Origin of the sequence: Pseudomonas alkylphenolica (assembly GCF_000746525.1) — a bacterium.
Taxonomy (GTDB): Bacteria; Pseudomonadota; Gammaproteobacteria; order Pseudomonadales; family Pseudomonadaceae; genus Aquipseudomonas; species Aquipseudomonas alkylphenolica.
Genome location: NZ_CP009048.1, coordinates 1,136,509 through 1,162,076, shown reverse-complemented (window position 1 = coordinate 1,162,076; position 25,568 = coordinate 1,136,509). Strand labels below are relative to the sequence as shown.

The window sequence follows — 25,568 nt, the reverse complement described above, 5'->3', positions numbered from 1 at the left end:
GAGCGGGCTTGCCCCGCGAAAAGAGGATTCCCCAATGATCCTGCAACGCGTTTTTGCCTTGTTGCTGCTAGCGGTCTGTGCCGCTCTGGCAGTAATGGCCTGGCCCTATCAGGCTGCGTTTTCCTACGAGCCTGTCGGCCCTCGTGCCTTCCCGTTACTGATTATCGGCTTGATGGGCTGCGGCCTGTTGTACCTGGCCTTTCGTCCCACCCCGATCGTGCGCAAGGACGATGAGCCTGAACTGGACCGCGAATCCCTGAACAAGATCGGCATCTGTGTGGCCTTGCTTCTGCTCTTTGCCAGCACTTTCGAACCCCTGGGATTTGTACTGAGCAGCATCCTGGTCGGCGTCCCCATGGCACGTCTTTACGACGGGCGCTGGCTGCCCAGCGTCGTCATCATCACGCTGATGAGCATCGCGCTGTATTGGCTGTTTGACCGTGTAATGGATGTTCCACTGCCCCTGGGCCTGCTCGACGTTCTGGAGAACTGACATGGATACGCTTGGTTATCTCGGCCAGGGCTTCGGCGTTGCCCTGAGCCCTTACAACCTGGTCACTGCGCTGTGCGGCAGCCTGATCGGTACTGTCGTTGGCCTGCTGCCGGGCCTGGGCCCGATTAACGGTGTAGCGCTGCTGATTCCGATTGCTTTCGCACTCGGCCTGCCTCCGGAGTCGGCGCTGATCCTGCTGGCTGCGGTGTACCTGGGTTGCGAGTATGGTGGGCGCATCAGCTCGATCCTGCTTAACATTCCCGGCGAAGCCGCAACGGTGATGACCACCCTCGATGGCTACCCGATGGCCCGCAAAGGTCTTGCCGGTGTCGCCCTGTCGTTGTCGGCGTGGAGCTCGTTCATCGGCGCATTCATCGCCACCTGCGGTATGGTCCTGTTCGCGCCATTGCTGGCCAAGTGGGCCATTGCCTTTGGCCCGGCGGAGTACTTTGTGCTGATGGTCTTTGCCATTGTCTGCCTGGGCGGCATGGCAGGTGACAAACCACTGAAAACCTTCATCGCGGCACTGATTGGCCTGTTTCTTTCCTGCGTCGGCATCGATGCCAACAGCGGCGTATACCGTTTTACCGGCGACAGCGTGAACCTGGCCGACGGCATTCAGTTCGTCGTACTGGTGCTGGGCCTGTTCTCGATCAGCGAGATTCTGCTGCTTCTGGAAAAAACCCACCATGGCCATCAAGCGGTCAAGGCCACCGGGCGCATGCTCTTCAACCTCAAGGAAGCGGCCTCGGTATTCTGGGTGAACATCCGCTGTGGCGTGTTGGGTTTCATCATGGGGGTGTTACCCGGTGCCGGGGCAACCCTGGCCAGTGCGGTTGCCTACATGACGGAAAAACGCGTGGCGGGTGCCAGCGGTAAATTCGGCCAGGGCGACAAGCGTGGCCTGGCGGCGCCGGAAACCGCCATCGGTGCTGCATGCTGCGGTGCCCTGGTACCGATGCTGACCCTGGGTGTACCCGGTTCGGGTACGACCGCGGTCATGATCGGCGCCTTGACCCTGTACAACATCACCCCCGGCCCCCTGCTGTTCCAACAGCAGCCAGACATTGTCTGGGGCTTGATTGCTTCGCTGTTCATCGCCAACGTCATGCTGCTCATACTGAACGTTCCAATGGTGCGTCTGTTCACCCGCATCCTTGCCGTGCCGAACTGGGCACTGGTGCCGGTGATTGCAATCATTACCGCGATTGGTGTGTATGCCGTGCACGCCACGACCTTTGACCTGTTCCTGATGATCGGTATTGGCATCTTCGGTTATATCCTGCGCAAGCTCGATTTCCCGCTGTCGCCGTTGCTGCTCGGCTTTATCCTTGGCGGCCTGATGGAGCAGAACCTGCGCCGCGCCCTGTCAATCTCCAACGGCGGCCTGGATATTCTCTGGTCGAGCCCGATCAGCATGACGGTCTGGACGCTGACTGCGGTGATGCTGGCATTTCCACTGCTGCGCATCTGGCGCAAGCGCAGCCTCCAGCGTCGTGCCCTGGCCGATGTCTGATCGGCCTTCGCAACTGTTCTGGGCCACAGGGCTGGTCGGTCTGGCAGGCGGGTATCTCGCCAGCCAGGTCGGCTGGCCGCTGCCATGGATGGTCGGCTCGCTACTGGCGATCATCCTGGTGCGCTGCCTGACGCCCTGGCAATTGAGTGAAATACCCGGCGGGCGTAAATGCGGGCAGTGGATCATCGGCATCGGCATCGGCCTGCACTTCACCCCGGCGGTGGTCGAGCAGGTGGCGAGCAATTTCGGTCTGATCTTCTGCGGTGCGTTGATCACCAGTGTCTCCAGCGTCGTTGGCATCTGGCTGCTGCGCCGTACCGGTGAAGACCGCGCTACGGCGTTTTTTTCCAGCATGCCTGGCGGTTCCGGGGAGATGGTCAATCTCGGTGCCCGCAACGGTGCGGTGCTCAGTCAGGTCGCTGCTGCACAGAGCCTGAGGGTACTGGCGGTGGTGCTGTGCGTACCGGCGCTGTTCAAATACCTGCTGGGCGATGGCGTTGCCATCACCCACAACGGTAGTGTCAGTTGGGGCTGGCTGGCGTTGATCTGCCCGCTGGGTATCGTCATGGCCTGCCTGTGGCAGCGCCTGAAGCAGCCCAATCCCTGGCTGTTCGGCCCGCTGCTGGTCGCGGCCGTCGCCAGTGTCGGCTTCGATCTGCAAATTGCCCTACCCGATGGCGCCAGCCAGATCGGCCAATGGCTGATTGGCAGTGGTCTGGGCTGTCACTTCAACCGGGCATTCTTTCGCCGGGCGCCCTCCTTCCTCGGGCGCACCTTGATCGCCACTGCGTTAAGCATGCTGATCGCAGCCGTTGCTGCCTGGACCTTGAGCCATCTGACCCAGCTGGACCTGCGTTCCTTGACCCTGGGTATGATGCCCGGCGGTATTGCGGAAATGAGCCTGACCGCCGAGACCTTGCAGTTATCGGTTCCGCTGGTGACGGCGTTGCAGGTGATGCGTTTGCTGTTCGTGCTGTTTCTTGCCGAGCCGTTGTTCCGGCACTGGGTTGGCGAACGCTCGACAGCCGGGCCGTAGGAGCGGGCTTGCCCCGCGATTGCGGGCTGCCAGTCGCATCGCATCGCGGGGCAAGCCCGCTCCTACCGGAGGGTTACAGCGGCGGCAACGCCCATTCGACCGGCGTCAGGCCGTGCTGTTCGAGGAACTTGTTGGTCCGGCTGAAATGCCCACAGCCGAGGAACCCGCGGTAGGCGGACAACGGCGACGGGTGCACCGACTTGAGCACCAGATGCTTGGTGCCATCGATCAACTTCTGCTTACTCTGCGCATGGGCGCCCCAGAGCAGGAACACCGTATTGGGCTGATGCTCGCTGACCAGTTCGATGATGCGGTCGGTGAAGAACTCCCAGCCCTTCTTGGCGTGCGAGGCGGCATTGGCCCGCTCCACGGTCATGGTGGTATTGAGCAGCAACACACCTTGATCCGCCCAGTGCTGCAGGCAGCCATGCGTGGGAATCTCAATGTTCAGGTCGCGGTGCAATTCCTTGTAAATGTTGACCAGCGACGGCGGCGTGGAAATCCCCGGCTGCACCGAAAAACACAGACCATGGGCCTGGCCAGGGCCGTGGTAGGGATCCTGGCCGAGGATCACCACTTTCACCTGATCCAGCGGCGTGGAATTGAGCGCGTTGAAAATCAACGGGCCCGGTGGATAAATCTCTTTGCCCGCCGCATATTCCTGGCGCAGAAATTCCCGCAGCTGCTGCATGTAGGGCTGGTCGAACTCGGCGCGCAGCGCTTCTTTCCAGCTCGGTTCAAGTTTGATGCGATCGTCGTCAGTCATGGGGCCATCCGTAAACAATGGCGCGACACTAGGAAAGCTGCCGGTGCTTGTCAATCGATCCGACCGGCGACCGCCATAATCGCCAACAGCGGCCATACTTGTCCGGATCAAAGCAAAGAGGTCCGCCATGGCTGCCGTACAGTGCGAAGAACTCACCGGCGTCGATGGTGCCCGTATCGGCATCGCCACACTCAATGCGCCTCAGACACTCAATGCCTTATCACTGCCTATGATCGAGGTGCTCGACGAGCAACTCAAGATCTGGGCCAATGACCCGGACATCGTCTGCGTATTGCTGCGCGGTACCGGCCCCAAGGCCTTCTGTGCCGGCGGCGAGGTACGTAGCCTGGCCGAGGCTTGCCGCCATCACCCGGGGGAGGTGCCGCCATTGGCCGCGCACTTCTTCGCCGCAGAATATCGCCTGGATTACCGCCTGCATACCTACCCCAAACCCTTGCTGTGCTGGGGCCATGGGCATGTGCTCGGTGGTGGCATGGGCCTGCTGCAGGGCGCCAGCGTGCGCATCGTCACGCCAAGCAGCCGCCTGGCCATGCCGGAAATCAGTATCGGCCTGTACCCCGATGTCGGCGCCAGCTGGTTCCTCGCGCGTTTGCCAGGCAAGCTCGGCTTGTTTCTCGGCCTTACCGGCGCGCCGATCAACGCCAGGGATGCCCTGGACCTGGGCTTGGCCGACCGTCTGCTCGGGGAAAGCCAGCAAGCGGAACTGCTCGACGACCTGCTGCAGCTGAACTGGCAGGAACAAACCGCCCTGCAGCTTAACAGCCTGCTCAAAGCCCAGCAGAACGGGGGGCAGAGTCAACTGCCCGAAGCCCAGTGGCTGCCAAGGCGCAAACAGATTGACGCACTGCTCGATGTCGCCGATCCGGTGTGTGCCTGGCGCGCCATCGCACAACTGCGCAATCACCCCGACCTGCTGCTGGCCAAAGCCGCGCAAACCATGCTTGAAGGCTGTCCGCTGACCGCTCACCTGGTCTGGGAACAGATCCAGCGGGCACGGTACCTGTCACTGGCCCAGGTATTCCAGATGGAATACGCCATCAGCCTCAATTGCTGTCGGCATCCAGAATTCAGTGAAGGTGTTCGAGCACGTTTGATCGACAAGGACCAGAAACCGCGCTGGCACTGGGCAGACATCGCCCAGGTGCCAACAGCGGTAATCCAGGCGCACTTTCGCAAGGCCTGGGAAGGCCGCCATCCGTTGGCGGACCTGGCCTGAACGGCCTAACGATGCCAGTTGCCGTCGCGCCGGCCATCGCCATTGCGGTCGTGGCGTGAATTGCCCTGGCGATAACGGTCATACCCACGACCTGGGTAGGGCTTGTAGTAATGGTCCGGTGCCGAGCGGTAATAGTGCGGCGTCGCGCGGTTGTAATGAGGTGTCGAGCGGTAGTAGTGCGGCGTTGAACGGTAATACTGCGGAGGTGGCGAGTAGTAGCGCGGTTGCGGCACCACATAGTAACCACGGTTATATTGATAACCAGGCTGGTAATAGCCCGGATAGCCATAGCGATCAGCGGTATAGACTTCGGTGCGATGGTAGTAACCGTTACCTCCGTAAGGAACACAACCGGCGGTCAGCAAACTCAGCATTGCAACAAGCAAAAGTCGGCGATACATGGCGGCCTCCTGGACCGCGAAACTGCCCATCCCAGCGGCGCTGGTCGGCGTCGATCGGCAAGCGCTGACCGACACAGATTAAGACCACATAAAGCCGATCCGGTGCCCTTGCCGCAATAATTTGCAACAAGGGCAATACCCTTGATATTTATCCAGTTATTTTCCGGCCGTAGCACTAGAATGAACGGCATTGGCTAATATCAAGGGAATGCCATATTGCCTCGCTCCGCCCTGTTTTCGCAGCGCTCGCTGATCCTGACCTTGCTGTTGTTGCTTGGCTGCGGCTTCCTGGCCACGTCGCTGCTGAGCTATTACGCCTCGCGCAGTTCGATCCGCGAAAGCATCGTCAACACCGAGCTGCCATTGACCTCCGACACGGTCTATTCGGAAATCCAGAAGGATCTGGTGCGACCGATCCTGATCTCCTCGATGATGGCCCACGACACCTTCCTGCGTGACTGGGCACTCGGCGGTGAACGCGACCCGGCGCAAATTTCCCGCTACCTCAATGAAGTCATGGGCCAGTACCGTGCCTACACCGCATTTTTCGTCTCCAGTGCCACCGGCAACTACTACCAGGCGCAAAAAGGCGTAATGAAGAAAATCGACCCGCAGGAGCCACGCGACGCCTGGTACTACCGGGTGCTGAAACTGGACGCGCCCTATGAAATCAACGTCGACCTGGACATGGCCAACCAGGACAAACTGACGGTGTTCATCAACTACCGCGTGTTCGACTACAGCGGCAACTTCATCGGTGTCGCCGGCATCGGTCTTACGGTCGAAGCCGTGGTACGCCTGATCGATGACTACCAGCAGCGCTACCAGCGTCAGGTGTACTTCGTCGATCCGCAGGGCAACGTGGTATTGACCGGGTCAAAGGGCGGTGCCCATGGTGCCCGCACGGGCCAGTCGCTGCGCGAACTGGACGGTTTGCGGGAACTGCTCAGGCAGATGCCACAACCGGTCAGCGGCAGCCATGAATACCTGAGCAGCGACGGTCACAGTCACTTTCTCAACGTGCGTCTGGTGCCAGAGCTGAACTGGTATCTGTTCGTCGACAAACGCGAAGACGGCGCCCTGGATAACATCCGCCAGTCGCTGTACCTGAACCTGGTGATCTGCACCATCATCGGCCTGGTGGTGCTGTCGCTGCTCAACGCCATGGTCAAGCGCCATCAGGACAACATCGAAACCCTGGCCACCCGTGACAGCCTCACCGGCCTGCCCAATCGCCGCGGCTTCGACCTACTGGCAGCCCAGGCGCTACAAGAATCCCAGCGCGAGCCCAAGCCACTGGTCGCCTTGCTGATCGACCTCGATCACTTCAAGCAACTCAACGACACCCATGGCCACCTGGCCGGGGACGAAGTCCTGCGTCAGTTCGCCGACGTACTGGAAAACTGCCTGCGCCAGGCGGATATTATCTGTCGCTGGGGTGGTGAGGAGTTCATTGTGCTGCTCAAGGACACCGACGCTGCTCATGCCCAGGAGGTAGCGGAAAAGCTCCGCCTGCACACCGAACAACGGGATTTCAGCTTCGCCGACAAAGTGATCCGCTTGACCACCAGCATTGGCTTGAGCAGCCTGCAGCCTGAAGATACCCTGCACAGCCTGATCGCCCGCGCCGATCATGCGCTGTACCGCGCCAAGCAAAGTGGACGCAACCGTGTCTGCGTAGAAATGCCCAGGTCCGACTATGAATGACACCCAACGCTGCCCCGCCTGTGGCGCCAGCAACCGCTGCAGCCTCGCCGACCCGCGCACGGCGGCCCAGGCGTGCTGGTGCTACAACGTCAGCATCGCTGCCGAAGTGCTTGAAGCGTTGCCTGTCGAACAGCGCAACAAGGCTTGCCTGTGCCCCGCCTGCGCCCAGGTGCTGGAACAACTGGAAGCGGCAAAACCCGCCGGCGAGCGTTAAACTGCAGCGCCCTGCACCTGGCCTTGTATGCGTCTCGATCGATTCCTCAGCAACCTGCCCTGCTTCAACCGTCAGCAAGTACGCCTGCTGCTGGCGGAGCGGCGAGTGCGTGTGGACGGTTATTGCATCGGCGACCCACGCCTGGAAGTGCGTGAATTCAGCCGCATCGAGGTCGATGAACAGCTGTTGCAAGCCGGGCGTGCGGCGCGCTACCTGATGCTGCACAAACCCCAGGGCTGCGTCAGCGCCACCCAGGACCCGGAGCACCGCACTGTGCTCGACCTGATCGATGAAGCGGACAAGCACGAGCTGCACATTGCCGGACGCCTGGACTTCAACACCACCGGCCTGATGCTGCTGACCAACGACGGCCAGTGGTCACGACGCCTGACCCAGCCGCAAACCAAACTGCCGAAGATCTACTACGTCGAAACCGAGCAAGTCATCGAAGCCCATTACCTCGAAAAATTCCAGCAGGGCTTCTACTTCGCCTTCGAAGACCTCACCACCCTGCCCGCCGAACTGACCCTGCTCGGCCCGCGCAGCGCGCGCCTGAGCATCGTTGAAGGCCGCTACCATCAGGTCAAGCGCATGTTCGGTCACTTCGACAACAAGGTGCTGCGCCTGCACCGCGAAGCCATGGGCCCGCTGCAACTGGACCCGGGCTTGCGTCCCGGCGAGTACCGCGCGCTCTATCCCGAGGAAATCCTGGCGATCTGAGGTCACGACCGCCTGGCAGAAAAGTTTCGTCAATTTCCCCAAAGGCACTTGCGGGTTACTCCGCTGCCTGCTTGAATCCAATCGTCGGTCTGCATGTGACTCATCAGTCACGCCCGTAGTCCAAGACACCTTTTTGCTGGCTACCCGTGCCTTGAAGCACCGGAGTCCGGCAGATTGCCCACCTAGAACAATACCCGTCGACCGGCGTTACAGGATCGACAAGGGCCCTCAGCTTCTCTTCAAGGCGTATGCCTACCTGTCATAAAGAACGCGCATCCTTGCATGTGCGAACACCCTTTTTGCGCCAGGAGTCGACGACATGAGGCCAGAAATTGCTGTGCTTGATATACAAGGTCAGTATCGGGTTTACACGGAGTTCTATCGCGCAGACGCCGCTGAGAAGACAATCATCCTGATCAATGGCTCGCTGGCCACGACGGCCTCGTTTGCCCAGACGGTGCGCAGCCTGCACCCGCAATTCAACGTGGTGCTCTACGATCAGCCCTATGCCGGCAAGTCCAAGGCACACAACCGCCACGAGCGGCTGCTGACCAAGGAAACCGAAGGGCAGATCCTTCTCGAGCTGATCGACCACTTCGCCGCCGATCATGTGATGTCGTTTTCCTGGGGCGGCGCCTGCACCCTGCTGGCCCTGGCGCACAAGCCGCGGCGCATCGAAAAGGCCGTGGTCAGCTCGTTCTCGCCGGTGATCAACGAGCCGATGCGCGAGTACCTTGAACGTGGCTGCCAGTACCTCAGTGCCTGTGACCGCTACCAGGTCGGCAACCTGGTCAACGACACCATCGGCAAACACCTGCCATCGCTGTTCAAGCGCTTCAACTACCGGCACGTCAGCAGCCTGGACAACCACGAATACGCGCAGATGCATTTTCACATCAACCAGGTGCTCGACCACGACCTCGACAATGCCCTGCGCTCGGCCCGGGTGATCGACATTCCGGTGCTGTTCATCAACGGCGAGTGGGACGAATACACCACCAGCGATGACGCCCGGCAGTTCAGCCAGCATGTGCGCAACAGCCACTTCAGCGAAATCCGCGCCACCGGCCACTTCCTCGACATGGAACACAAGGCGGCCAGCAATGCCACGCGTGACGCCTTGCTGGGTTTCCTCAAACCCGCCGTCCGGGAGTCGCGCATCCGTAACCAGTACGTCCAGGAGCATCATGCACTGGCGATCTGAATACCCTGGTTGGCGGTAGCGCAGCCTCCTGCATCAACGTCCCGAACGGGCAGAAGGAAGATGCATGACCTCGCGCTACCGGCCAACGACCCAGGCTTTTTGCACAACAAGGCTTCAAATCGCAGAGCACTTCTGGTACAACGTCAGCCCTGCAAGCGGGTGTCGTATAATGGCATTACTCCAGCTTCCCAAGCTGATAACGAGGGTTCGATTCCCTTCACCCGCTCCACTGCTTTCATTGGTCTCAGCGCTTCTGAGATTCCGGCCCAGCACCTCAAGGTGCCGTCTGGCCTTTTGAGTCAACTCCCTCCTCGCCTTACCCCCGCAGTTCGCGCCTCTGCCCATGTGTGCACAGGTTGAGCGTTGTCGCGTAAATCTTTGCAGCGCGCCACTGACACCAGACAATGCGATACTGCCGAGAGTTTGTACACGCGTTACGTTAGGAGAAGAAATGATCGAATGGATCGCCCTGGCGATTTCCCTATGCTCGTTGCTCACTGTCATTTTCTATATGAAGTGGGGCAACCCCGAGGCGAAGAATCGCCGGCGCAAGGCACGCCTCAAGCAGGTGCCGGAATTTGACCGAGGGGCGTATGTATTCAAAAAGAAATACCCCCAATACGGATACGGCACAGGTTCCTATGGACTTCCCACCGTCAAGGATTACGGGGACGGGAAACACCTCGACATCGGCGCCTATTGCTCCATCGCCGAAGGGGTCCTGATTATCATCGGTGGCCATCACCGCACGGACTGGGTGACGACCTATCCTACGGCGGGTCGCGTGGGGATGTGATCATCGGCAACGATGTATGGCTCTGTTCACAGTGCACAATCCTCTCTGGCGTTACCGTCGGGACAGGCGCAGTGGTTGCGGCAGACGCGGTGGTCACCCGCGACGTCGCCCCTTACTCCATCGTTGCCGGCAATCCTGCCCGCGTGGTCGGCTGGCGATTCGACGAGCAGACTCGCACGCAGCTACTGGCGTCGCAATGGTGGGCCTGGCCGAAAGAGGAAGTGGCCAAGGTTGTCGATCTGCTTTGCAACGACAACATCGAGCGCTTTCTGGCCTATGCCCGCGAACGCAATGCCAACCCTGCTATTTCCCACTGATCACCCGCGTCCACAACCGGGTGCTCAGGCGCATGCCCGCCGGTGACAGGGTCTTGATCGGAAACAGCGAATCGAGAACCGAAGACGGTGGATAGATCGCCGGGTTGTCGCGCAGTTCAGGCGTGATGTACTCCAGCGCGGCGGCATTGCCGTTGGGGTACTTCACCGCGTTGCTGATGTTGGCGATCACCTTCGGCTCAAGCAGGTAATTGAGGTAGGCATAGGCGCTTTCCAGGTGCGGCGCGCCCTTGGGGATAACCACCATGTCGACCGCCACCGTGGAGCCTTCGCGCGGGATGCTGTAGCCGATGTTCACGCCGTTGCCGGCCTGCTGCGCGCTGCTCATGGCCTGCAGTACGTCGCCGCTGAAGCCAATGGCCACGCAGATGTTGCCGTTGGCCAGGTCACTGACGTACTTCGACTGGTGGAAGTAGCTGATGTAGGGACGAATCGTCATCAAGGCGGCTTCAGCCTTTTTCAGCTCTGCCGGATCCTGGCTATGCGGGTCCAGCCCCAGGGTCTTGAGGGTGATGGAAACGATCTGGGTCGGATTGTCGAGGAACGCCACGCCGCACTGGCTGAGCTTCTCGATGTTCTCCGGTTTGAACAGCATGTCCCAGGACTGGGTCACCTCGGTGCTGCCAAAGATCGCCTTGATCTTGTCAACGTTGTAGCCGATGCCGGTGGTTACCCACATGTAGGGAATCGCGTAGCGGTTGCCCGGGTCACTGGCTTCGAGGATTTTCATCAGCTTGGGATCGAGGTTGCTCCAGTTCGGCAACTTGCTGCGATCCAGCTCCTGAATGGCCCCGGCCTTGATCAGGCGCGGCAGGAAGTGGTTGGACGGGCTGGCCAGGTCATAGCCACTGCTGCCGGTCATCAACTTGGCCTCGGTGGTCTCGTTGCTGTCGATCAGGTCGTAGGTGGTCTGGATCTGGGTGCGACGAGTGAACTCGCTCAGGGTGTCGTCGGCGATGTAACCACTCCAGTTGGCAATGTTGACGGTTTCAGCCGCCTGGGCCGTCGCGGTCAGCAACGCCATCGACAACAGGGTCATGCAGGTGCGCTTGATCATGGGGTGCCTCTCTTGTTTTTGTTGCGGCGTGTGCGCCGAAGGTTTCAACGTTCGTTGCGGGCCCGCCAGACTTCCCAGGCCATGCGGGCTTTGGCGCCCATATCGAAGAACGGCCTGGGTGGCAGATAGCCCGGCGTGGCCTGACCGAGAACATCGCTGAGCAAGGAAGAGTCGGCGCCAATCGCCATCTCGACCAGCAAGCGTCCCCACAAGGTGCCGCGGGCAACGCCGGAACCGTTGCAACCGGCGACCGTATGCAGGCCGTCATCGACCCTGGCGAAGTACGGCTCACCAGATCGGGTGCCGCTCAGATGGCCGGTCCAGGTGTACTCGAGGTCTTGTGCGGTGATGCCGGGGAAGCGCTTTTGCAGCCCCAGCAGGTGCTCGCGTGGCGGTACTCGACCGTGTTGCGAATCAACAAGCGACGTCCCGGCAGCAAGCGCAGCGTGCACCCGCCTGGCAAGGTGGAAAGCACACCCCAGCCCTGCTCGTCGAACAGGCTTTGCCAGTGGTCTTGCGTCAACGGGCGGGTGATGCTGGCGCTCAGTTCCAGCGGGAACGTGCCGCTGCGCTTCACCCCGACCCTTGGCAAGAACGCGCCCACACAAATCAGTACCTGTTTCGCCTGCACCTCGCCGCCCGCGGTACGGGCTGTCCAGCCCTTGCCCGGCGCACGCTGCAGATCGCTGACCGCAGTGTGTTCGTAGACTTCTACTTGCGCAGGCAGGCTGTCGGCCAGGCCTTTGACATAGCGCGCAGGTTGCAGCAGCCCGTTCCCGCCACCACAGTGAATGGCTCGACTATAAAACGCTGTACCCAACCGTGGTTTGAGGTCGCCCGCGTCAAGGAAGCGGGCCTGGGCGCCAACTGCCTTCAGCGTTTCCAGGGTCTGCTCGACAGCGTCGAGGTGCGCAGGCTCGTGCACGGCAAAGTGGTAGCCGTCATTGCTGAGTTCGCAGTCGATACCCAGTTCGGCGATGCGCTGGCGGACCTCAATGCCGGCCGCAACGCCAATCCGCGAAGCGACCTGATAGGCCGAAAATCCCGGGGTGCCGAGCAGCTCGCTGGCACCAGGCAACTCATGGCTGACCACAAAGCCCGAGTTGCGCGCAGAAGCACCTTGGGCAACCCGCTGGCGGTCAAGCAAAGCAATGCGCTGGGACGGAAAACGGCTGGCCAGAGTATGCGCTGCCGAAAGGCCGGTGATGCCGCCGCCGATGATCAGCCAGTCGACCTGTTGTCGGCCTTCGAGCCGCGGCCGCACAGCAGATTCGCCAGCCAGGGCGATCCAGCCACAGTGGTTGTTCATTATCTGTCACTCCTCCACAATCAATGCGCAGGAGTTATTGGCAATAACCCGCTGATGCGCCGTCTACACCTTTAATCTAAGGGCATATGGGCATTGACTCTAACGTTAAAAATTCATCCATCCATTCGGATTCAGCATGGATAAAATGCTTCGCGTGCCCTCTTTGCAGGCATTGCAAACCCTGGTCAAAGTGGCCGATACCAGCAGCTTCACCGAAGCTGCCCGGCAGTTGCACCTGACCCAGAGTGCTATCAGCCGACAGGTTCAGCAGCTCGAAGAGCACTACCAGAGCGTGCTGTTCGAGCGCACCAGTCGCAAGGTGGCGCTGACCGCGCAGGGGCGCGAGGTGTACGAGGTCGCCCGGGAAATGTTGAAATCGTTGCGAGTACTGGAACAGCGCCTGGCACCGGCGCCGCTTGACCGCCCTTTTCGCATTCGCGTTTTCGTGTCGCTGGCGGTGCGCTGGCTGCTGCCCAGGTTGAGCTCGTTCTACACCGTCAATCCCGGTCTCTGTCTGTCGATCGAGACCGTCAGCGGCGAGCTGGTCGACACCGGCGGCGACTGCGATGCCTATGTGCTGTATCTGCCCGACGGGCTGGACGAGCGTCCGCTGACACTGTTGTTCGAGGAGTTCCTGATTCCGGTCTGCGCGCCGACCTTCAGCGATGGCCGGACACCCCCGCGTGCGCTCGACGAGCTTGAACAGCATGCCCTGATCCACGGTTCCACCCGCCGGCATGAGTGGACGGTTTGGCTACAGGCACAGCAGGATCCGTCCGAGCGCAGCTTCAAACATATAATGTTCAACCTCGACGACCTGGCCCTGGATGCCGCGAGCCGCGGCTTGGGTGTCGCCATGACGGACCGGATGCTGGCCCACGACGCACTGATACGCGGCGACCTGATAGTCCCCTTCGGCGAGGCGCTGAAAACCGGCGCGGTGTATGCGTTATGGCTGCGCGACAGCGGCATGACCCACCCCGCCTGCCGCGCCGTCCTCAGTTGGTTCGAAGAGCAGATTGAACAAACTTCGACCTTTTGATCTGGCGCTCTTCCCCGGAGCACGCAATGCGCTTTAATTAACGCTATTGCGTATTCCTCAGCCTTGTTGCGAAACACTCGAAAGGACCCGTTCATGTTGCTCTCTCGCTGGCTTCCGGGCCTGGCCAATCTCTTGCACTATCGCCGTGAATGGTTCCATGCCGACCTGCAGGCCGGGTTGTCGGTGGCGGCGATCCAGATCCCGATCGCCATCGCCTATGCGCAGATTGTCGGCCTGCCGCCGCAATACGGGCTCTACGCCTGCATTTTGCCGATGATGGTTTATGCCCTGATCGGCAGTTCGCGGCAGTTGATGGTCGGCCCGGATGCAGCGACCTGTGCCATGGTCGCCGGGGCCATTGCGCCGCTGGCGCTGGGTGACCCCACCCGGTTGGCGCAATTATCGGTGATTGTCACCATACTGGTCGGCCTGATGCTGATCGGGGCCGGCCTGGCACGTGCCGGCTTTATCGCCAGTTTCTTCTCACGCCCGATTCTGATCGGTTACCTCAACGGCATCGGCCTGAGCCTGCTGGCGGGCCAACTGGGCAAGGTGCTGGGCTTTCAGATCGAAGGCAACGGCTTCATTCTCAGCCTGATCAACCTGCTGCAGCGCCTGGAGGAAATCCACTGGGTGACGCTGAGCATCGGACTGGTCGGCCTGCTGTTGCTGATCTGGTTGCCGCGCCGATTCCCCCGGCTACCCGCCGCGCTGGTGACGGTGGTGCTAGCGACACTGGTGGTCGGCGTGTTCGGCCTGGACCGTTTCGGCGTAGCGATTCTCGGCCCGGTGCCAGCCGGCATGCCGGAACTGGCCTGGCCGCAAACCAACCTTGAGGAAATGAAAAGCCTGCTGCGTGACGCCCTGGGTATCGCCACCGTGAGTTTCTGCAGCGCGATGCTGACCGCCCGCAGCTTTGCCGCCCGGCATGGCTATGCGATCAATGCCAACCACGAGTTCCTCGCCCTGGGGGTGACCAACATCGCCGCCGGGGTTTCCCAGGGTTTCGCCGTCAGCGGCGCCGACTCGCGTACGGCGGTCAACGACATGGTCGGTGGCAAAAGCCAGCTGGTGGGCATCATCGCCGCTCTGGTAATCGCGATGATCCTGTTGTTCTTCACCGCCCCCATGGCCTGGATTCCCCAGGCCGCGCTGGGCGCGGTACTGCTGATGGCCGGCTGGGGCCTGATCGACGTGAAATCCCTGGGCAAGATCTACAAGCTCAGCCGTTTCGAATTCTGGCTGTGCGTGCTGACCACCGTGGGCGTGCTCGGCGTCGGGGTGCTGCCGGGCATCATCATCGCCGTGACCCTGGCCATCCTGCGCCTGCTCTACAGCATCTACCAACCCACCGACGCAGTGCTCGGCTGGGTGCCTGGCATTGAAGGCCAGGTGGATATCGAAGGACACAAGGACGCGCGTACGGTCAAAGGCCTGGTGGTGTATCGCTTCGACGACGCGATCCTGTTCTTCAATGCCGACTACTTCAAGATGCGTCTGCTGGAGGCGGTGCAACGCGAGCTTGAGCCACGTGCAGTGCTGTTCGATGCCGAGGCGGTCAGTTCCATTGACGTCAGCGGCATTGCGGCGCTACGGGAGGTGCGTGAAACCCTTGAGGCGCGCGGCATCCACTTCGGCATTGCGCGGGCGCGCGGACGCTTTCTGCGCATGCTGGTGCGATCGGGGATCGCCCGGGAAATGGAGAACGGGATGCTGTTCGGCTCGGTACGTTCGGGGATTCGGGCGTATCGGTTGTGGCGTAACCGCATGCGCAGGGAGACGGTGGCTGAATGATCGCGGGGCAAGCCCGCTCCCACAGGTTGCAGCTTTCCTGTGGGAGCGGGCTTGCCCCGCGATGAAGCTGGCATTAACGCTGCGGCATCAGCCCCGGCAAGGCATGCATCAGGGCATTGACCGCGAAGCCGATGAACATCACCCCGCAAGCACGGGTGATCCACAGTTCATAGCGGGTGTAGAGCGTGCGCACATGACGCGCGCCGACAATGGCGATGAGAATCACATAGGCCAACAGGCCGCCAACAAAACTCAGGGCAATCAGCGCTGGCAGCATCGACCATTCCAGGGTTTCGGCGCGGCTGGAGATCAGCGCGGTAAAAGTCGCCACTGCCACCGGGTAGGCCTTGGGATTGGTCAGGCCAAACACGATGCCGTGCCAGAACGGCTGGCGTACCGGGCCCTGCTCGCCCTGGCCATTACCCGGACGGCTGCGCAGTGCGCGCAAGCCCAGCCAGAACAGGTACAGGCCGCTGAGCAGACCGAGGATGTCGAACACCGAGCTGCCGATCTGGCGCGCACCGACAATCGCCACCAGTGCCGTGCTGCACCACAGCACGTCGCCCAGCAAATGGCCGCAGAGGAAACCGGCCCCGGCCTTGCGCCCGCGCGACGCGCCAATGCCCAGCACCGCAAGCACGCCCGGCCCCGGGGTGATGCCATAGATAAATCCGGAAGCCAGCACGGCAAACAGCAGCGAGAAAGTCATCGGCGATTGGATCCTGAGCGAGGGCGCAAAGGCCGAAGTCTACGGCAGCCGCAGGACGCAGGCCAGATGCTCAATAGCCCTGCGCCTCGAGGATCTGCACTTCGTTCTGCGCCGGCGGTCTGGCGAAGTAACGCAGGAGCTGGCCGCTGCGGTTGGTGAAAATGCCATCGACACCGGCCGCCATGACCTTGGCGAAGTCCACATCTTCATCGATGGTGCACACATGCACCAGCAGGCCTTTGTCATGGGTCAGCTGGTTCATCCAGGGTTGCACCAGGTCGGCATAGCTTTGCGCCCCGCCCGCTGTCAGCGCTGCCGAAGGTCCGGTGCCGATGGCCCCGGCGTCCTTGGCGTAATCAAGCCAGCGTGCAAACTCGGCCTTGTCCTGGGGTTGCTGGCGGGCATAGAACGCCGCCTTGTCGGTTTCGCCGGACTCAGCAAAGCTCTGCCCGGACGCAGGCTCGATGCTGCCCTTGCCGATCCACAACAGCAGGACCTTGGGCACTTGTGGCATTTCCTTGTGCAGCATCGCCAGGCTGTTGCGATCAAAGCTCTGCAGCACCACCCGCCCAGGTGTGTCGAGCCAGCCACGGGCCTGCAGACGCGCCTTCAGGTCGGCCTCGATGCCCGGGAACAAGGTCGGCACCTTGGTTTCGATATACAACCCGGGGCGCTTGTCCGGTTGGCCTTCGGCGATGTCCATGACCTCGTCCAGGGTGAGGATCTGCAGGCCCTTGAAGCGCTGCCGCGCCCGTTCGGGATTGGCCTGATTGAACCAGCTGCCGGCATCCAGCGACTTGAGCTCGGCCAGGGTGAAGGCACTGACCGGGCTGTCCTTGCGCTCGGGAAAGCGCTCGGCGACATCGCTGGTGCGCTGCAGGTTGTCGTCGTGTACCGCCACCAGCACGCCGTCTTTGCTGCGTTGCAGGTCCAGTTCGAGATAATCCGCGCCCAGCTCCCGGGCCAGCAGATAAGCCGGGGCGGTGGACTCCGGCGCATCGAACGATGCACCGCGATGGGCAATCACTGCCGGGTGCGGGATGCCCTGGCGGGTCGCCAGATCGCGGCCCTGATCGGCCGCAGCCAGCCCGGCCAGGGGCAGCATCAGCAAACAGGCAAATGTGCGGATTCCTTGCAACGTCATGACGCTTCCTCTTCATCGCTAGCAAAACCAGCATAGTCACCGACACTGATGACAACCCGGTGGCATGTTAAAGTCGCGCCGATCACGCGACCCACCTGGAACAATGAACCCATGCCTCACGCCGACCTCGACGCCAGCCTCCACCTCTGGCCTGAACTGATCGCCAAGCACCCGTGCAGCGGCCTGCTGTTGGGCAATGGCGCCAGTCGAGCGTTGTGGCGCCCGTTCACCTATTTTTCGCTGTTCGAAGAAGCCCAGCGGGTGCGTCACAAGCCCTTGAGCCTGACCGACCAGGCCTTGTTCAAATCCCTCGGCAGCGAGCTGTTCGAGCCGGTGCTCAGCGCCCTGAACACCACGGTACGCATCAACGCCGCCCTGGCAATCAGCTCGTCCGCACCGCTGAACCGCTACTACGCGATCAAGGAAGCGTTGATTCATGCCGTGCGCAGCGTGCACATCCCCTGGCGCCTGTTGCCGAAGTCGACCCTGCAACTGATCAACAGCGAACTGCGCAATTACCACAGCGTTTACTCAAGCAACTACGACCTGCTCTGCCACTGGGCCGCCAGTCAGTCCACGGAGGGTTTCCAGTCGTTGTTCGATGAGGAAGGCGTCTTCGATATCCGCCACACGCGCAACCCCGGCACCCGCTTGCTGTACTTGCACGGTGGCCTGCACCTGCTCAAGCAACAGGACGGCAGTACCCGCCAGCGCAGTGCCAGCGACAGCCAGTTGCTTGATGGTTTTGCCGTGAACACGCCCGGCGATGTGCCGCTGTTCGTCAACGAAAGCAGCAGCGACGACAAGCTCAAGGCGATCCGCAGTTCCGATTACCTGAGCTGGTGTCTCGGCGAACTGGCGGGGCATCAAGGCGGGCTGTGCCTGTTCGGCCAGCACCTGGACAGCAGCGACCGCCACCTGCTGCAAGCGCTCAAGCAGGCCCGCCCGGCGCACTTGGCGATTGCCATCCGGCCGTTGAGCGAGGCCTCGATCATCAGCCAGAAGCAGCATTACGCCCAACGTTTTGCCGACACTGCAGACCTGCCGCTGTACTTCTTCGACGCCAGCAGCCACCCCTTGGGCGCACCCGGCCTGGAAATCCAGGTGCCCGTACCGGTTCGCAAGCGACGCTGACAGCGCGGCAAACTGTACGGATGAACTTGTGAGCAACTGTAACAAGATCATCCGTGCCGGCTGTGGCTCAATGACTGGACTTATCTGCCACAGGCTTTTGCTATGTCCAGCCGCGAAAACACCGGAATGGCCCTTGGCCTGCTCGGTGTCATCATCTTCAGCCTGACCCTGCCGATGACCCGGATCGTCGTACAGGAACTGCATCCGTTGCTCAACGGCCTCGGCCGCGCCCTGCTGGCGGCAATCCCGGCGGCGGCATTGCTGCTCTGGCGTCGGGAGAAATGGCCGACCTGGCAACAGATCAAAGGCCTGAGCCTGGTGGCGCTGGGGGTGATCCTTGGCTTTCCGGTGTTTTCCGCCTGGGCCATGCAGACGGTGCCTGCGTCCCACGGTGCCCTGGTCAACGGTCTGCAGCCGTTATGCGTCGCCTTCTATGCGGCCTGGCTTTCGCACGAACGGCCGTCGAAGGCCTTCTGGGCCTGCGCCGCGCTGGGCAGTGCATTGGTGCTGGTGTACGCGATGATCATGGGTGCCGGGCAGATTCAGGCCGGTGACTTGTTGATGCTGGCGGCCATTGCCGTCGGCGGCCTGGGTTATGCCGAAGGTGGACGACTGGCGCGCGAGATGGGCGGCTGGCAGGTGATCTGCTGGGCCCTGGTGCTGGCCAGCCCGCTGTTGATCGGCCCGGTGGTGTACCTGGCCCTGCAACATCAGGGGCCGGTCAGTGCACAGGCCTGGTGGGCTTTTGGCTATGTGTCGCTGTTCTCGCAGTTCATCGGCTTCTTTGCCTGGTATGCCGGGCTGGCCCTGGGCGGCATTGCGCGGGTCAGTCAGATTCAGCTGCTGCAGATTTTCTTCACCATCGCCTTTTCCGCGCTGTTCTTTGGTGAGCAGGTCGAGCCAATTACCTGGGTGTTTGCTGCGGGGGTGATCGGTACTGTGGTGTTGGGGCGCAAGACCCGCGTACACCCGGCACCCATTGCCCACTCCCACAGGGTTTGAGGTGATCTCTGTGGGAGCGGGCTTGCCCCGCGATTGCGGTTAGCCTGTCACATCGCATCGCGGGGCAAGCCCGCTCCCACAGGGGGCAGCTTCAAGCTGCGATCAAGCCATCCGCGCGCAACAGGGTCTCCAGGCAATGCTCCTTGACCCCGTAAAACTCCTTCAACTGCTGAATCTTCTCCAGCAGCGCCGTTGAATCCCCTGGCGTCTGGCGCTTCACCGCGAGGATCATCTTGTTCTTGTTGGTGTGCTCCAGCGAGATGAACTCGAACACCTTGGTCTCATAACCACAGGCTTCCAGGTACAAGGCACGCAAGCTGTCGGTGAGCATCTCGGCCTGCTGCCCCAGGTGCAGCCCATACTGCAGCATCGGCTTGAGCAGGCCCGGGCTGTGCAACTGCGGACGAATCTGTTTATGGCAGCACGGCGAGCACATGATGATCGCCGCACCACAGCGGATGCCGGTATGAATCGCGTAGTCGGTGGCGATATCGCAGGCATGCAGGGCGATCATCACCTCGATGGCGCTGGGCACCACGCTGCGTACATCGCCACACTCGAACACCAGCCCCGGATGTTCCAGGCGCTTGGCCGCCGAATTACACAGCTCGACCATGTCCTGACGCAACTCGACCCCCGTCACCTGCGCCTCACGCTGCAGGGTGTTGCGCAGGTAGTCATGGATGGCGAAGGTCAGGTAGCCCTTGCCCGAGCCGAAGTCGGCCACCCGCAGGGGTTGATCGGCGGCCAGCGGCGCCGCGTTCAGGGCATGGGAAAACACTTCGATGAACTTGTTGATCTGTTTCCACTTGCGCGACATCGCCGGGATCAACGCCTGCTGCTTGTCGGTGACGCCCAGGTCATGCAGGAACGGACGGCTCAGCTCCAGGTAACGCTTTTTCTCCCGGTCATGCTCGCCGGCAGGCACCTGACGCTCCTGCTGCACGGCGCTGCGATGCAGCATCGGCTTGCCCTTCTTGCTGAACTCCAATTGCGCTTCATCGCTCAGGCTCAGCAGGTGGGCATTGCGGAACGAACCCGGCAGCAACTCGGCGACCAGCGCCAGGGCCTCGTCATTGGGCAGGTTGCGGGTGATGTCGCGGGTCTGGTAGCGGTACACAAACGACAGGCAGGCCTGACCCTTGACGCTCAAGGGTTTGGCGATGATCCGCTGCAAGGCTTCTTCAGTGCCGACATGGCGCGCCAGCACCAGCTTGATCAGGGCATTTTGTTGCAGGCTGGTGGCGAGCAGGCTCAGAAACTGCGCACGCGCATCCGGCGCGGCCTGGGCGGTGGGGGAATCGGACATCGGGAGTGGGTGCCTCAGGTTGCGGAGGGAGTTCACCTTTGGTGGGAGCGGGCTTGCCCCGCGATAGCGATCTGTCAGTCACATCGCATCGCGGGGCAAGCCCGCTCCCACCGGGGGAACAGCATTTTACGTGGATGACCGGCCTGCGCACAGCTTTTGTCGATCAGCGTCCCCCGCTCAAGCCAGGACCACCAGACGGTTGGGCAGCTCGTTGCGCTCATGGGTCAAGGGCACGTGCTGGCTCAGCAGTTCGCCACAGGCCTCGATACAGGTGACAAAACCCTGCAGGGTCTGGCCCTGGCGCACCTGTTCGGTAAAGCGCTGGACAATGCCGTCCCACACCTGGTTATCCAGATGCCGGGAGATCCCCTCATCAACCAGGATTTCAACGTAGCGCTCAGCCTCGCTGACGAAAATCAGCACCCCGGTACTGCCCGCCGTATGGTGCAGGTTCTGCTCCAGGAACTGCCGCCGGGCCAGGTTCGAGGCGCGCCAGTGGCGCACCGTACGCGGGATCAGGCGGGTGGTCAGGCTGGGTAGACGAAACACCAGGCTCAAGACGATGAAGGTCAGCCACTGGGCGATCAGCAAGCCGTTTACGCTCAACCAGCCTCCCAGGTAGTAAACAGCGCCCGGCACCAGCAAGGCCAGCAGGCTGGCCCAGAGCAAGGGGATATAGGCATAGTCGTCGGCACGGGTCGCCAGTACGGTGACCAGTTCGGCATCGGTGCGCCGCTCGACCCGGGCGATGGCCTCGGCGACCTGGCGTTGTTCAAATTCACTGAGCAATGTCATGCACTGGGTATCTCGTTGATTATTGTTCTACCAGCCACCGGAGGATCCACCACCGCCGAAGCCGCCGCCACCGCCGCTGAAACCACCACCGCCGCCGCCACCACCAAACCCGCCATAGCCGCCGCCGAAACCACCGCCCAAACCACCCATGCCGCCACGGCCACCACGGCCGCCGCCGATCCCCATGGATTGCGCAGCGAAGACCACGATAATCAGCAATACGAACAAACCCACGGCCCAGGCCGGCGCGCCCTCTTCACCGCCGCCTTGAGCCCGCGACGGCTCGGCCAAGGGGTTGCCGCCCAATACCTGGAGGATTGCCGCCGTGCCCTGGACGATGCCCAGGCTGAACTCGCCGCGGCGAAACGCCGGGGTGATGATGCCAGTGATGATCACTGACGCCTGGGCATCGGTCAGCCGCTCTTCCAGGCCATAGCCGACTTCGATGCGCAGCTTGCGCGCCTGCGGCGCGACGATCAACAGCGCGCCGTTGTCCTTGCCCTTCTGGCCGATACCCCAGTGGCGGCCAAGCTGGTAGCCGAAGTCCTCGATGGGCAGCCCTTGCAGATCCTTTACCGTGACCACCACGACCTGCTCGCCAGTGGCCTGTTCATGGGCCGTGAGCATGCGTTCGAGTTGATCGCGGCTGCCGGCGTCGAGCAATCCGGCATTGTCCACCACCCGGCCGGTCAGGGCCGGGAAGCTTGGCTCGGCACGCAGCGGCGTGACGATCAGTAGCGCCAGCAGCAGCGTCCAGTGCAACAGACGCATCAGAATTTCACTTCAGGGGCTTTGTCGGCATCGCTGGCCGTGGCCTCGAAGGTCTCACGTAGCGGCAGACTGCTGTACATCACGGTGTGCCAGATACGCCCGGGGAAGGTCCGGATCTCGGTGTTGTAGCGCTGAACCGCGGCGATGAAATCCTTGCGGGCCACGGCAATGCGGTTTTCCGTGCCTTCGAGCTGGGACTGCAAGGCGAGGAAATTCTGGTTCGACTTCAAGTCCGGATAACGCTCCGATACCACCATCAGGCGGCTGAGCGCCCCGGTCAGTTGCGATTGCGCGTCCTGGAACTGCTGTAGCTTCTTTGGATCATCCAGGGTGCTGGCATCCACCTGGATCGACGTGGCCTTGGCTCGCGCTTCGATGACCGCGGTCAGGGTTTCCTGTTCCTGCTTGGCATAACCTTTGACCGTTTCCACCAAGTTGGGGATCAGGTCGGCGCGGCGCTGGTACTGGTTCTGCACCTGGGCCCAGGCGGCCTTGACCTGCTCATCGTAGTCGGGAATGTTGTTGATCCCGCAACCGGCCAGCAGGCTGCCGAGCATCAGCAGCAGCCACAGCCTAACGCCCTTGAACTGGATTACCTGCATAGTTGCCCTACTCCTTGATCAGCGTGAACTCGTGTACTTGAGGCATAATCCGTCACCGCCGCTGGATCGCGATGGCCCAATCGGCTAAAAGATGCCCCAGCAAACTACAACAATAGCCGCTTCCCCAACTTCGGCTGGGCAGTATCACCGTGAATACTGCCCCGGGCCTTGAGAACAGAATTAATGAACAAGCTGTGTTTGCTGGGCCTCGTCGTCAGCCTGGCCAGTCAGTCGGCCTTTGCCGATACCCCTGCAGAGCCATTGAAGAACAAACAGGCCTTTATCGCCGACCTCATGGGCCAGATGACCCTGGACGAGAAAATCGGCCAGTTGCGCCTGATCAGCATCGGCCCGGAAATGCCCCGCGAGCAGATCCGCAAGGAAATCGCCGCCGGCCGCATCGGCGGTACCTTCAACTCGATCACCCGTGCCGAAAACCGTCCGATGCAGGACGCGGCAGGTCGCAGCCGCCTGAAGATCCCGATGTTCTTCGCCTACGACGTGATCCACGGCCACCGCACGATTTTCCCGATCAGCCTGGCGCTGGCCTCGAGCTGGGACATGGACGCCATCGCCAAGGTCGGACGGGTATCCGCCCTCGAAGCCTCCGCCGACGGTATCGACATGACCTTCGCGCCAATGGTCGATATCGCCCGCGACCCACGCTGGGGCCGCACCAGTGAAGGCTTTGGTGAAGACACCTACCTGGTCTCGCGGATTTCCAAAGTCATGGTCGAGTCCTTCCAGGGCAAGAGCCCGGCCGAGGCAACCAGCCTGATGGCCAGCGTCAAGCACTTCGCCCTGTACGGCGCGGTGGAAGGCGGCCGCGACTACAACACGGTCGACATGAGCCCGACCAAGATGTTCAACGACTACCTGCCCCCCTACCGCGCCGCCATCGATGCCGGCGCCGGTGGGGTGATGGTTGCGCTGAACTCGATCAACGGCGTGCCGGCCACCTCCAACACCTGGCTGATGCATGACCTGTTGCGCAAGGACTGGGGCTTCAAGGGCGTGACCGTCAGCGACCACGGGGCAATCACCGAACTGGTGCGCCATGGTGTCGCCCGCGATGGCCGCGAAGCGGCGAAGCTGGCGATCAAGGCCGGCATCGACCTGAGCATGAACGACTCGCTGTACGATTCAGAACTGGCCAGCCTGCTCAAGGCCGGCGAAATCAACCAGGCCGATATCGACAACGCCGTGCGTGAAGTGCTTGGCGCCAAGTACGACATGGGCCTGTTCGCCGACCCGTACCGTCGCATCGGCAAGGCCAGCGACGACCCAGCCGATACCTACGCCGAAAACCGCCTGCACCGTGCCGAAGCGCGTGACGTGGCGCGCCGCAGCATGGTGCTGCTGGAAAACCGCGAACAGACCCTGCCACTGAAAAAGGCCGGCACCATCGCCCTGGTCGGGCCGCTGGCCGATGCACCGATCGACATGATGGGCAGCTGGGCCGCCGCCGGTCGTCCACAGCAGTCGGTGACCGTGCGCGAAGGCATGCGCCAGGTGCTCGGTGACCAGGCCAAGGTGATCTATGCCAAAGGCTCCAACGTCACCCACGACAAGGCCATCCTCGATTACCTGAACTTCCTCAACTTCGATGCGCCGGAAATCGTCGACGACCCACGTCCGGCTGCGGTGCTGATCGATGAAGCGGTCAAAGCGGCCAAGCAGTCCGATGTGATCGTCGCCGTGGTCGGTGAGTCGCGTGGCATGTCGCACGAATCGTCGAGCCGCACCACCCTGGAAATCCCGGCCGCCCAGCGCGAGCTGATCAAGGCCCTGAAAGCCACCGGCAAGCCGCTGGTACTGGTGCTGATGAACGGCCGGCCACTGTCGCTGAGCTGGGAACGCGAGCAGGCCGATGCGATCCTGGAAACCTGGTTCACCGGTACCGAAGGCGGTAATGCCATTGCCGATGTGCTGTTCGGCGATTACAACCCCTCGGGCAAACTGCCAATCACCTTCCCGCGCTCGGTCGGGCAGATCCCGATGTACTACAACCACCTGAGCATTGGCCGGCCCTTCACCCCGGGCAAGCCTGGCAACTACACCTCGCAGTACTTCGAAGAGCCCAACGGCCCGCTCTATCCTTTCGGCTACGGCCTGAGCTACAGCGAGTTCAGCCTGTCGCCACTGACCCTGTCGAGCAAGACGCTGAAAAAGGGCCAGACCCTCGAAGCCAGTATCCGCGTGAAAAACACCGGCAAACGTGATGGCGAAACCGTGGTGCAGCTGTACCTGCAAGACATTGCCGCGTCCATGAGCCGCCCGATCAAGGAGTTGAAGAACTTCCAGAAGGTCATGCTCAAGGCCGGTGAAGAGCGCACCGTACGCTTCCAGATCAGTGAAGAAGACCTGAAGTTCTACAACACCCAACTGCAATGGGCGGCCGAGCCCGGCGAGTTCAATGTCCAGATCGGGCTTGACTCCCAGGCGGTGCAGCAACAACGTTTCGAACTGCTGTAA

The 25,568-nt window shown here is 61.7% G+C and carries 24 protein-coding genes, 1 tRNA gene and 2 pseudogenes; 17 read left to right on the top strand and 10 right to left on the bottom strand.

The genetic code is table 11. The annotated features are described in order from the left end of the window. Nucleotides 1–34 precede the first annotated feature (34 nt). Genes PSAKL28_RS05430 through PSAKL28_RS05420 form a run of 3 tightly spaced genes read left to right on the top strand, consistent with a single transcriptional unit; the run spans nt 35 to nt 3,045 of the window. Nucleotides 35–493, top strand: a complete 459-nt coding sequence (locus PSAKL28_RS05430; protein WP_038607588.1) for a tripartite tricarboxylate transporter TctB family protein — start codon at nt 35–37, stop codon at nt 491–493. A gap of 1 nt (nt 494) precedes the next feature. Then, nucleotides 495–2,009: a tripartite tricarboxylate transporter permease gene (locus PSAKL28_RS05425; RefSeq protein ID WP_038607585.1), complete on the top strand. Its 1,515-nt coding sequence runs from the start codon at nt 495–497 to the stop codon at nt 2,007–2,009. After that, a complete protein-coding gene (locus tag PSAKL28_RS05420) occupies nt 2,002–3,045 on the top strand; it encodes an AbrB family transcriptional regulator (RefSeq protein ID WP_038607581.1) in 1,044 nt (347 codons plus the stop codon). The genes PSAKL28_RS05425 and PSAKL28_RS05420 overlap by 8 nt, the downstream gene beginning before the upstream one ends. A 73-nt stretch (nt 3,046–3,118) precedes the next feature. On the opposite strand, the gene ung is transcribed toward PSAKL28_RS05420, so the two are convergent. Further along, a complete protein-coding gene (ung, locus tag PSAKL28_RS05415; RefSeq protein ID WP_038607578.1) occupies nt 3,119–3,811 on the bottom strand; it encodes a uracil-DNA glycosylase in 693 nt (230 codons plus the stop codon). 127 nt (nt 3,812–3,938) lie between these two features. On the opposite strand from ung, the gene dspII reads away from it, so the two are divergent. Then, nucleotides 3,939–5,048 (top strand): enoyl-CoA hydratase/isomerase DspII, encoded by a 1,110-nt coding sequence (dspII, locus tag PSAKL28_RS05410; RefSeq protein WP_038607575.1) that lies wholly within the window; start codon nt 3,939–3,941, stop codon nt 5,046–5,048. A gap of 5 nt (nt 5,049–5,053) precedes the next feature. Here the strand turns inward: dspII and PSAKL28_RS05405 are convergent, their stop codons facing one another. Further along, on the bottom strand, nt 5,054–5,449 hold the full coding sequence (locus tag PSAKL28_RS05405; RefSeq protein ID WP_038607572.1) for a hypothetical protein: 396 nt from the start codon (nt 5,447–5,449) through the stop codon (nt 5,054–5,056). Nucleotides 5,450–5,665: 216 nt separating this feature from the next. Between PSAKL28_RS05405 and PSAKL28_RS05400 the strand changes: the two genes are divergently transcribed. From PSAKL28_RS05400 to PSAKL28_RS28370, 8 genes and pseudogenes are all read left to right on the top strand, one after another. Next, nucleotides 5,666–7,156: a sensor domain-containing diguanylate cyclase gene (locus PSAKL28_RS05400; protein ID WP_038607569.1), complete on the top strand. Its 1,491-nt coding sequence runs from the start codon at nt 5,666–5,668 to the stop codon at nt 7,154–7,156. After that, complete coding sequence (locus PSAKL28_RS05395; protein WP_038607567.1) at nt 7,149–7,370, top strand: cysteine-rich CWC family protein; 222 nt, start codon at nt 7,149–7,151, stop codon at nt 7,368–7,370. Before PSAKL28_RS05400 ends, PSAKL28_RS05395 begins: the two co-directional genes overlap by 8 nt. Nucleotides 7,371–7,397: 27 nt before the next feature. Beyond that, entirely contained in the window at nt 7,398–8,090 is a 693-nt protein-coding gene (locus PSAKL28_RS05390; RefSeq protein WP_038607564.1) for a pseudouridine synthase, read from the top strand. Between the two features lie 319 nt (nt 8,091–8,409). Beyond that, the gene (locus PSAKL28_RS05385; RefSeq protein WP_038607562.1) at nt 8,410–9,294 is read left to right on the top strand and encodes an alpha/beta fold hydrolase; all 885 of its coding nucleotides are present in this window, start codon (nt 8,410–8,412) and stop codon (nt 9,292–9,294) included. Between the two features lie 155 nt (nt 9,295–9,449). Beyond that, nucleotides 9,450–9,523 (top strand) — tRNA-Gly (locus tag PSAKL28_RS05380). A 222-nt stretch (nt 9,524–9,745) separates the two neighbouring features. After that, a complete protein-coding gene (locus PSAKL28_RS28065) occupies nt 9,746–10,090 on the top strand; it encodes an LbetaH domain-containing protein (protein ID WP_257011855.1) in 345 nt (114 codons plus the stop codon). Next, a pseudogene (locus tag PSAKL28_RS28375) lies at nt 10,087–10,140 on the top strand (hypothetical protein); the annotation flags it as partial. The gene PSAKL28_RS28065 and the pseudogene PSAKL28_RS28375, both read left to right, overlap by 4 nt. A 21-nt stretch (nt 10,141–10,161) precedes the next feature. Further along, nucleotides 10,162–10,407, top strand: a complete 246-nt coding sequence (locus PSAKL28_RS28370; RefSeq protein WP_306452934.1) for an LbetaH domain-containing protein — start codon at nt 10,162–10,164, stop codon at nt 10,405–10,407. Here PSAKL28_RS28370 and PSAKL28_RS05370 read toward each other — a convergent pair. Beyond that, nucleotides 10,394–11,482 (bottom strand): polyamine ABC transporter substrate-binding protein, encoded by a 1,089-nt coding sequence (locus PSAKL28_RS05370; RefSeq protein WP_038607560.1) that lies wholly within the window; start codon nt 11,480–11,482, stop codon nt 10,394–10,396. The two genes, PSAKL28_RS28370 and PSAKL28_RS05370, sit on opposite strands and share 14 nt — an antisense overlap. 44 nt (nt 11,483–11,526) lie before the next feature. Beyond that, nucleotides 11,527–12,791 (bottom strand): annotated as a pseudogene (locus PSAKL28_RS05365) (NAD(P)/FAD-dependent oxidoreductase). 136 nt (nt 12,792–12,927) lie between these two features. Here PSAKL28_RS05365 and PSAKL28_RS05360 point away from each other — a divergent pair. Then, on the top strand, nt 12,928–13,833 hold the full coding sequence (locus tag PSAKL28_RS05360; protein WP_038607557.1) for a LysR substrate-binding domain-containing protein: 906 nt from the start codon (nt 12,928–12,930) through the stop codon (nt 13,831–13,833). 93 nt (nt 13,834–13,926) lie between these two features. Beyond that, complete coding sequence (locus PSAKL28_RS05355) at nt 13,927–15,627, top strand: SulP family inorganic anion transporter (protein WP_038607554.1); 1,701 nt, start codon at nt 13,927–13,929, stop codon at nt 15,625–15,627. A gap of 73 nt (nt 15,628–15,700) precedes the next feature. Here PSAKL28_RS05355 and PSAKL28_RS05350 read toward each other — a convergent pair whose 3' ends face one another. Both PSAKL28_RS05350 and PSAKL28_RS05345 read right to left on the bottom strand, forming a co-directional pair. Beyond that, entirely contained in the window at nt 15,701–16,336 is a 636-nt protein-coding gene (locus tag PSAKL28_RS05350; RefSeq protein WP_038607552.1) for a LysE family translocator, read from the bottom strand. A gap of 70 nt (nt 16,337–16,406) precedes the next feature. Next, nucleotides 16,407–17,480, bottom strand: a complete 1,074-nt coding sequence (locus PSAKL28_RS05345; RefSeq protein WP_038607550.1) for a glycerophosphodiester phosphodiesterase — start codon at nt 17,478–17,480, stop codon at nt 16,407–16,409. 111 nt (nt 17,481–17,591) lie between these two features. Between PSAKL28_RS05345 and PSAKL28_RS05340 the strand changes: the two genes are divergently transcribed. Together PSAKL28_RS05340 and PSAKL28_RS05335 are read left to right on the top strand one after the other, a co-directional pair. Continuing rightward, a complete protein-coding gene (locus tag PSAKL28_RS05340) occupies nt 17,592–18,614 on the top strand; it encodes a DUF4917 family protein (RefSeq protein ID WP_038607547.1) in 1,023 nt (340 codons plus the stop codon). 102 nt (nt 18,615–18,716) lie between these two features. Next, a complete protein-coding gene (locus PSAKL28_RS05335) occupies nt 18,717–19,616 on the top strand; it encodes a DMT family transporter (protein ID WP_038607544.1) in 900 nt (299 codons plus the stop codon). Nucleotides 19,617–19,707: 91 nt separating this feature from the next. On the opposite strand, the gene PSAKL28_RS05330 is transcribed toward PSAKL28_RS05335, so the two are convergent. From PSAKL28_RS05330 to PSAKL28_RS05315, 4 genes are all read right to left on the bottom strand, one after another. Continuing rightward, on the bottom strand, nt 19,708–20,925 hold the full coding sequence (locus tag PSAKL28_RS05330; protein ID WP_038607541.1) for a class I SAM-dependent methyltransferase: 1,218 nt from the start codon (nt 20,923–20,925) through the stop codon (nt 19,708–19,710). A 177-nt stretch (nt 20,926–21,102) separates the two neighbouring features. Continuing rightward, nucleotides 21,103–21,720: a TPM domain-containing protein gene (locus PSAKL28_RS05325; protein WP_038607539.1), complete on the bottom strand. Its 618-nt coding sequence runs from the start codon at nt 21,718–21,720 to the stop codon at nt 21,103–21,105. Between the two features lie 27 nt (nt 21,721–21,747). Then, nucleotides 21,748–22,491, bottom strand: a complete 744-nt coding sequence (locus PSAKL28_RS05320; protein WP_038607536.1) for a TPM domain-containing protein — start codon at nt 22,489–22,491, stop codon at nt 21,748–21,750. Then, complete coding sequence (locus tag PSAKL28_RS05315) at nt 22,491–23,093, bottom strand: LemA family protein (protein ID WP_038607533.1); 603 nt, start codon at nt 23,091–23,093, stop codon at nt 22,491–22,493. Before PSAKL28_RS05315 ends, PSAKL28_RS05320 begins: the two co-directional genes overlap by 1 nt. 183 nt (nt 23,094–23,276) lie before the next feature. Here PSAKL28_RS05315 and bglX point away from each other — a divergent pair, with 183 nt between their 5' ends. Continuing rightward, nucleotides 23,277–25,568, top strand: coding sequence for a beta-glucosidase BglX (gene bglX / locus PSAKL28_RS05310; RefSeq protein ID WP_038607531.1), 2,292 nt, complete (start codon nt 23,277–23,279; stop codon nt 25,566–25,568).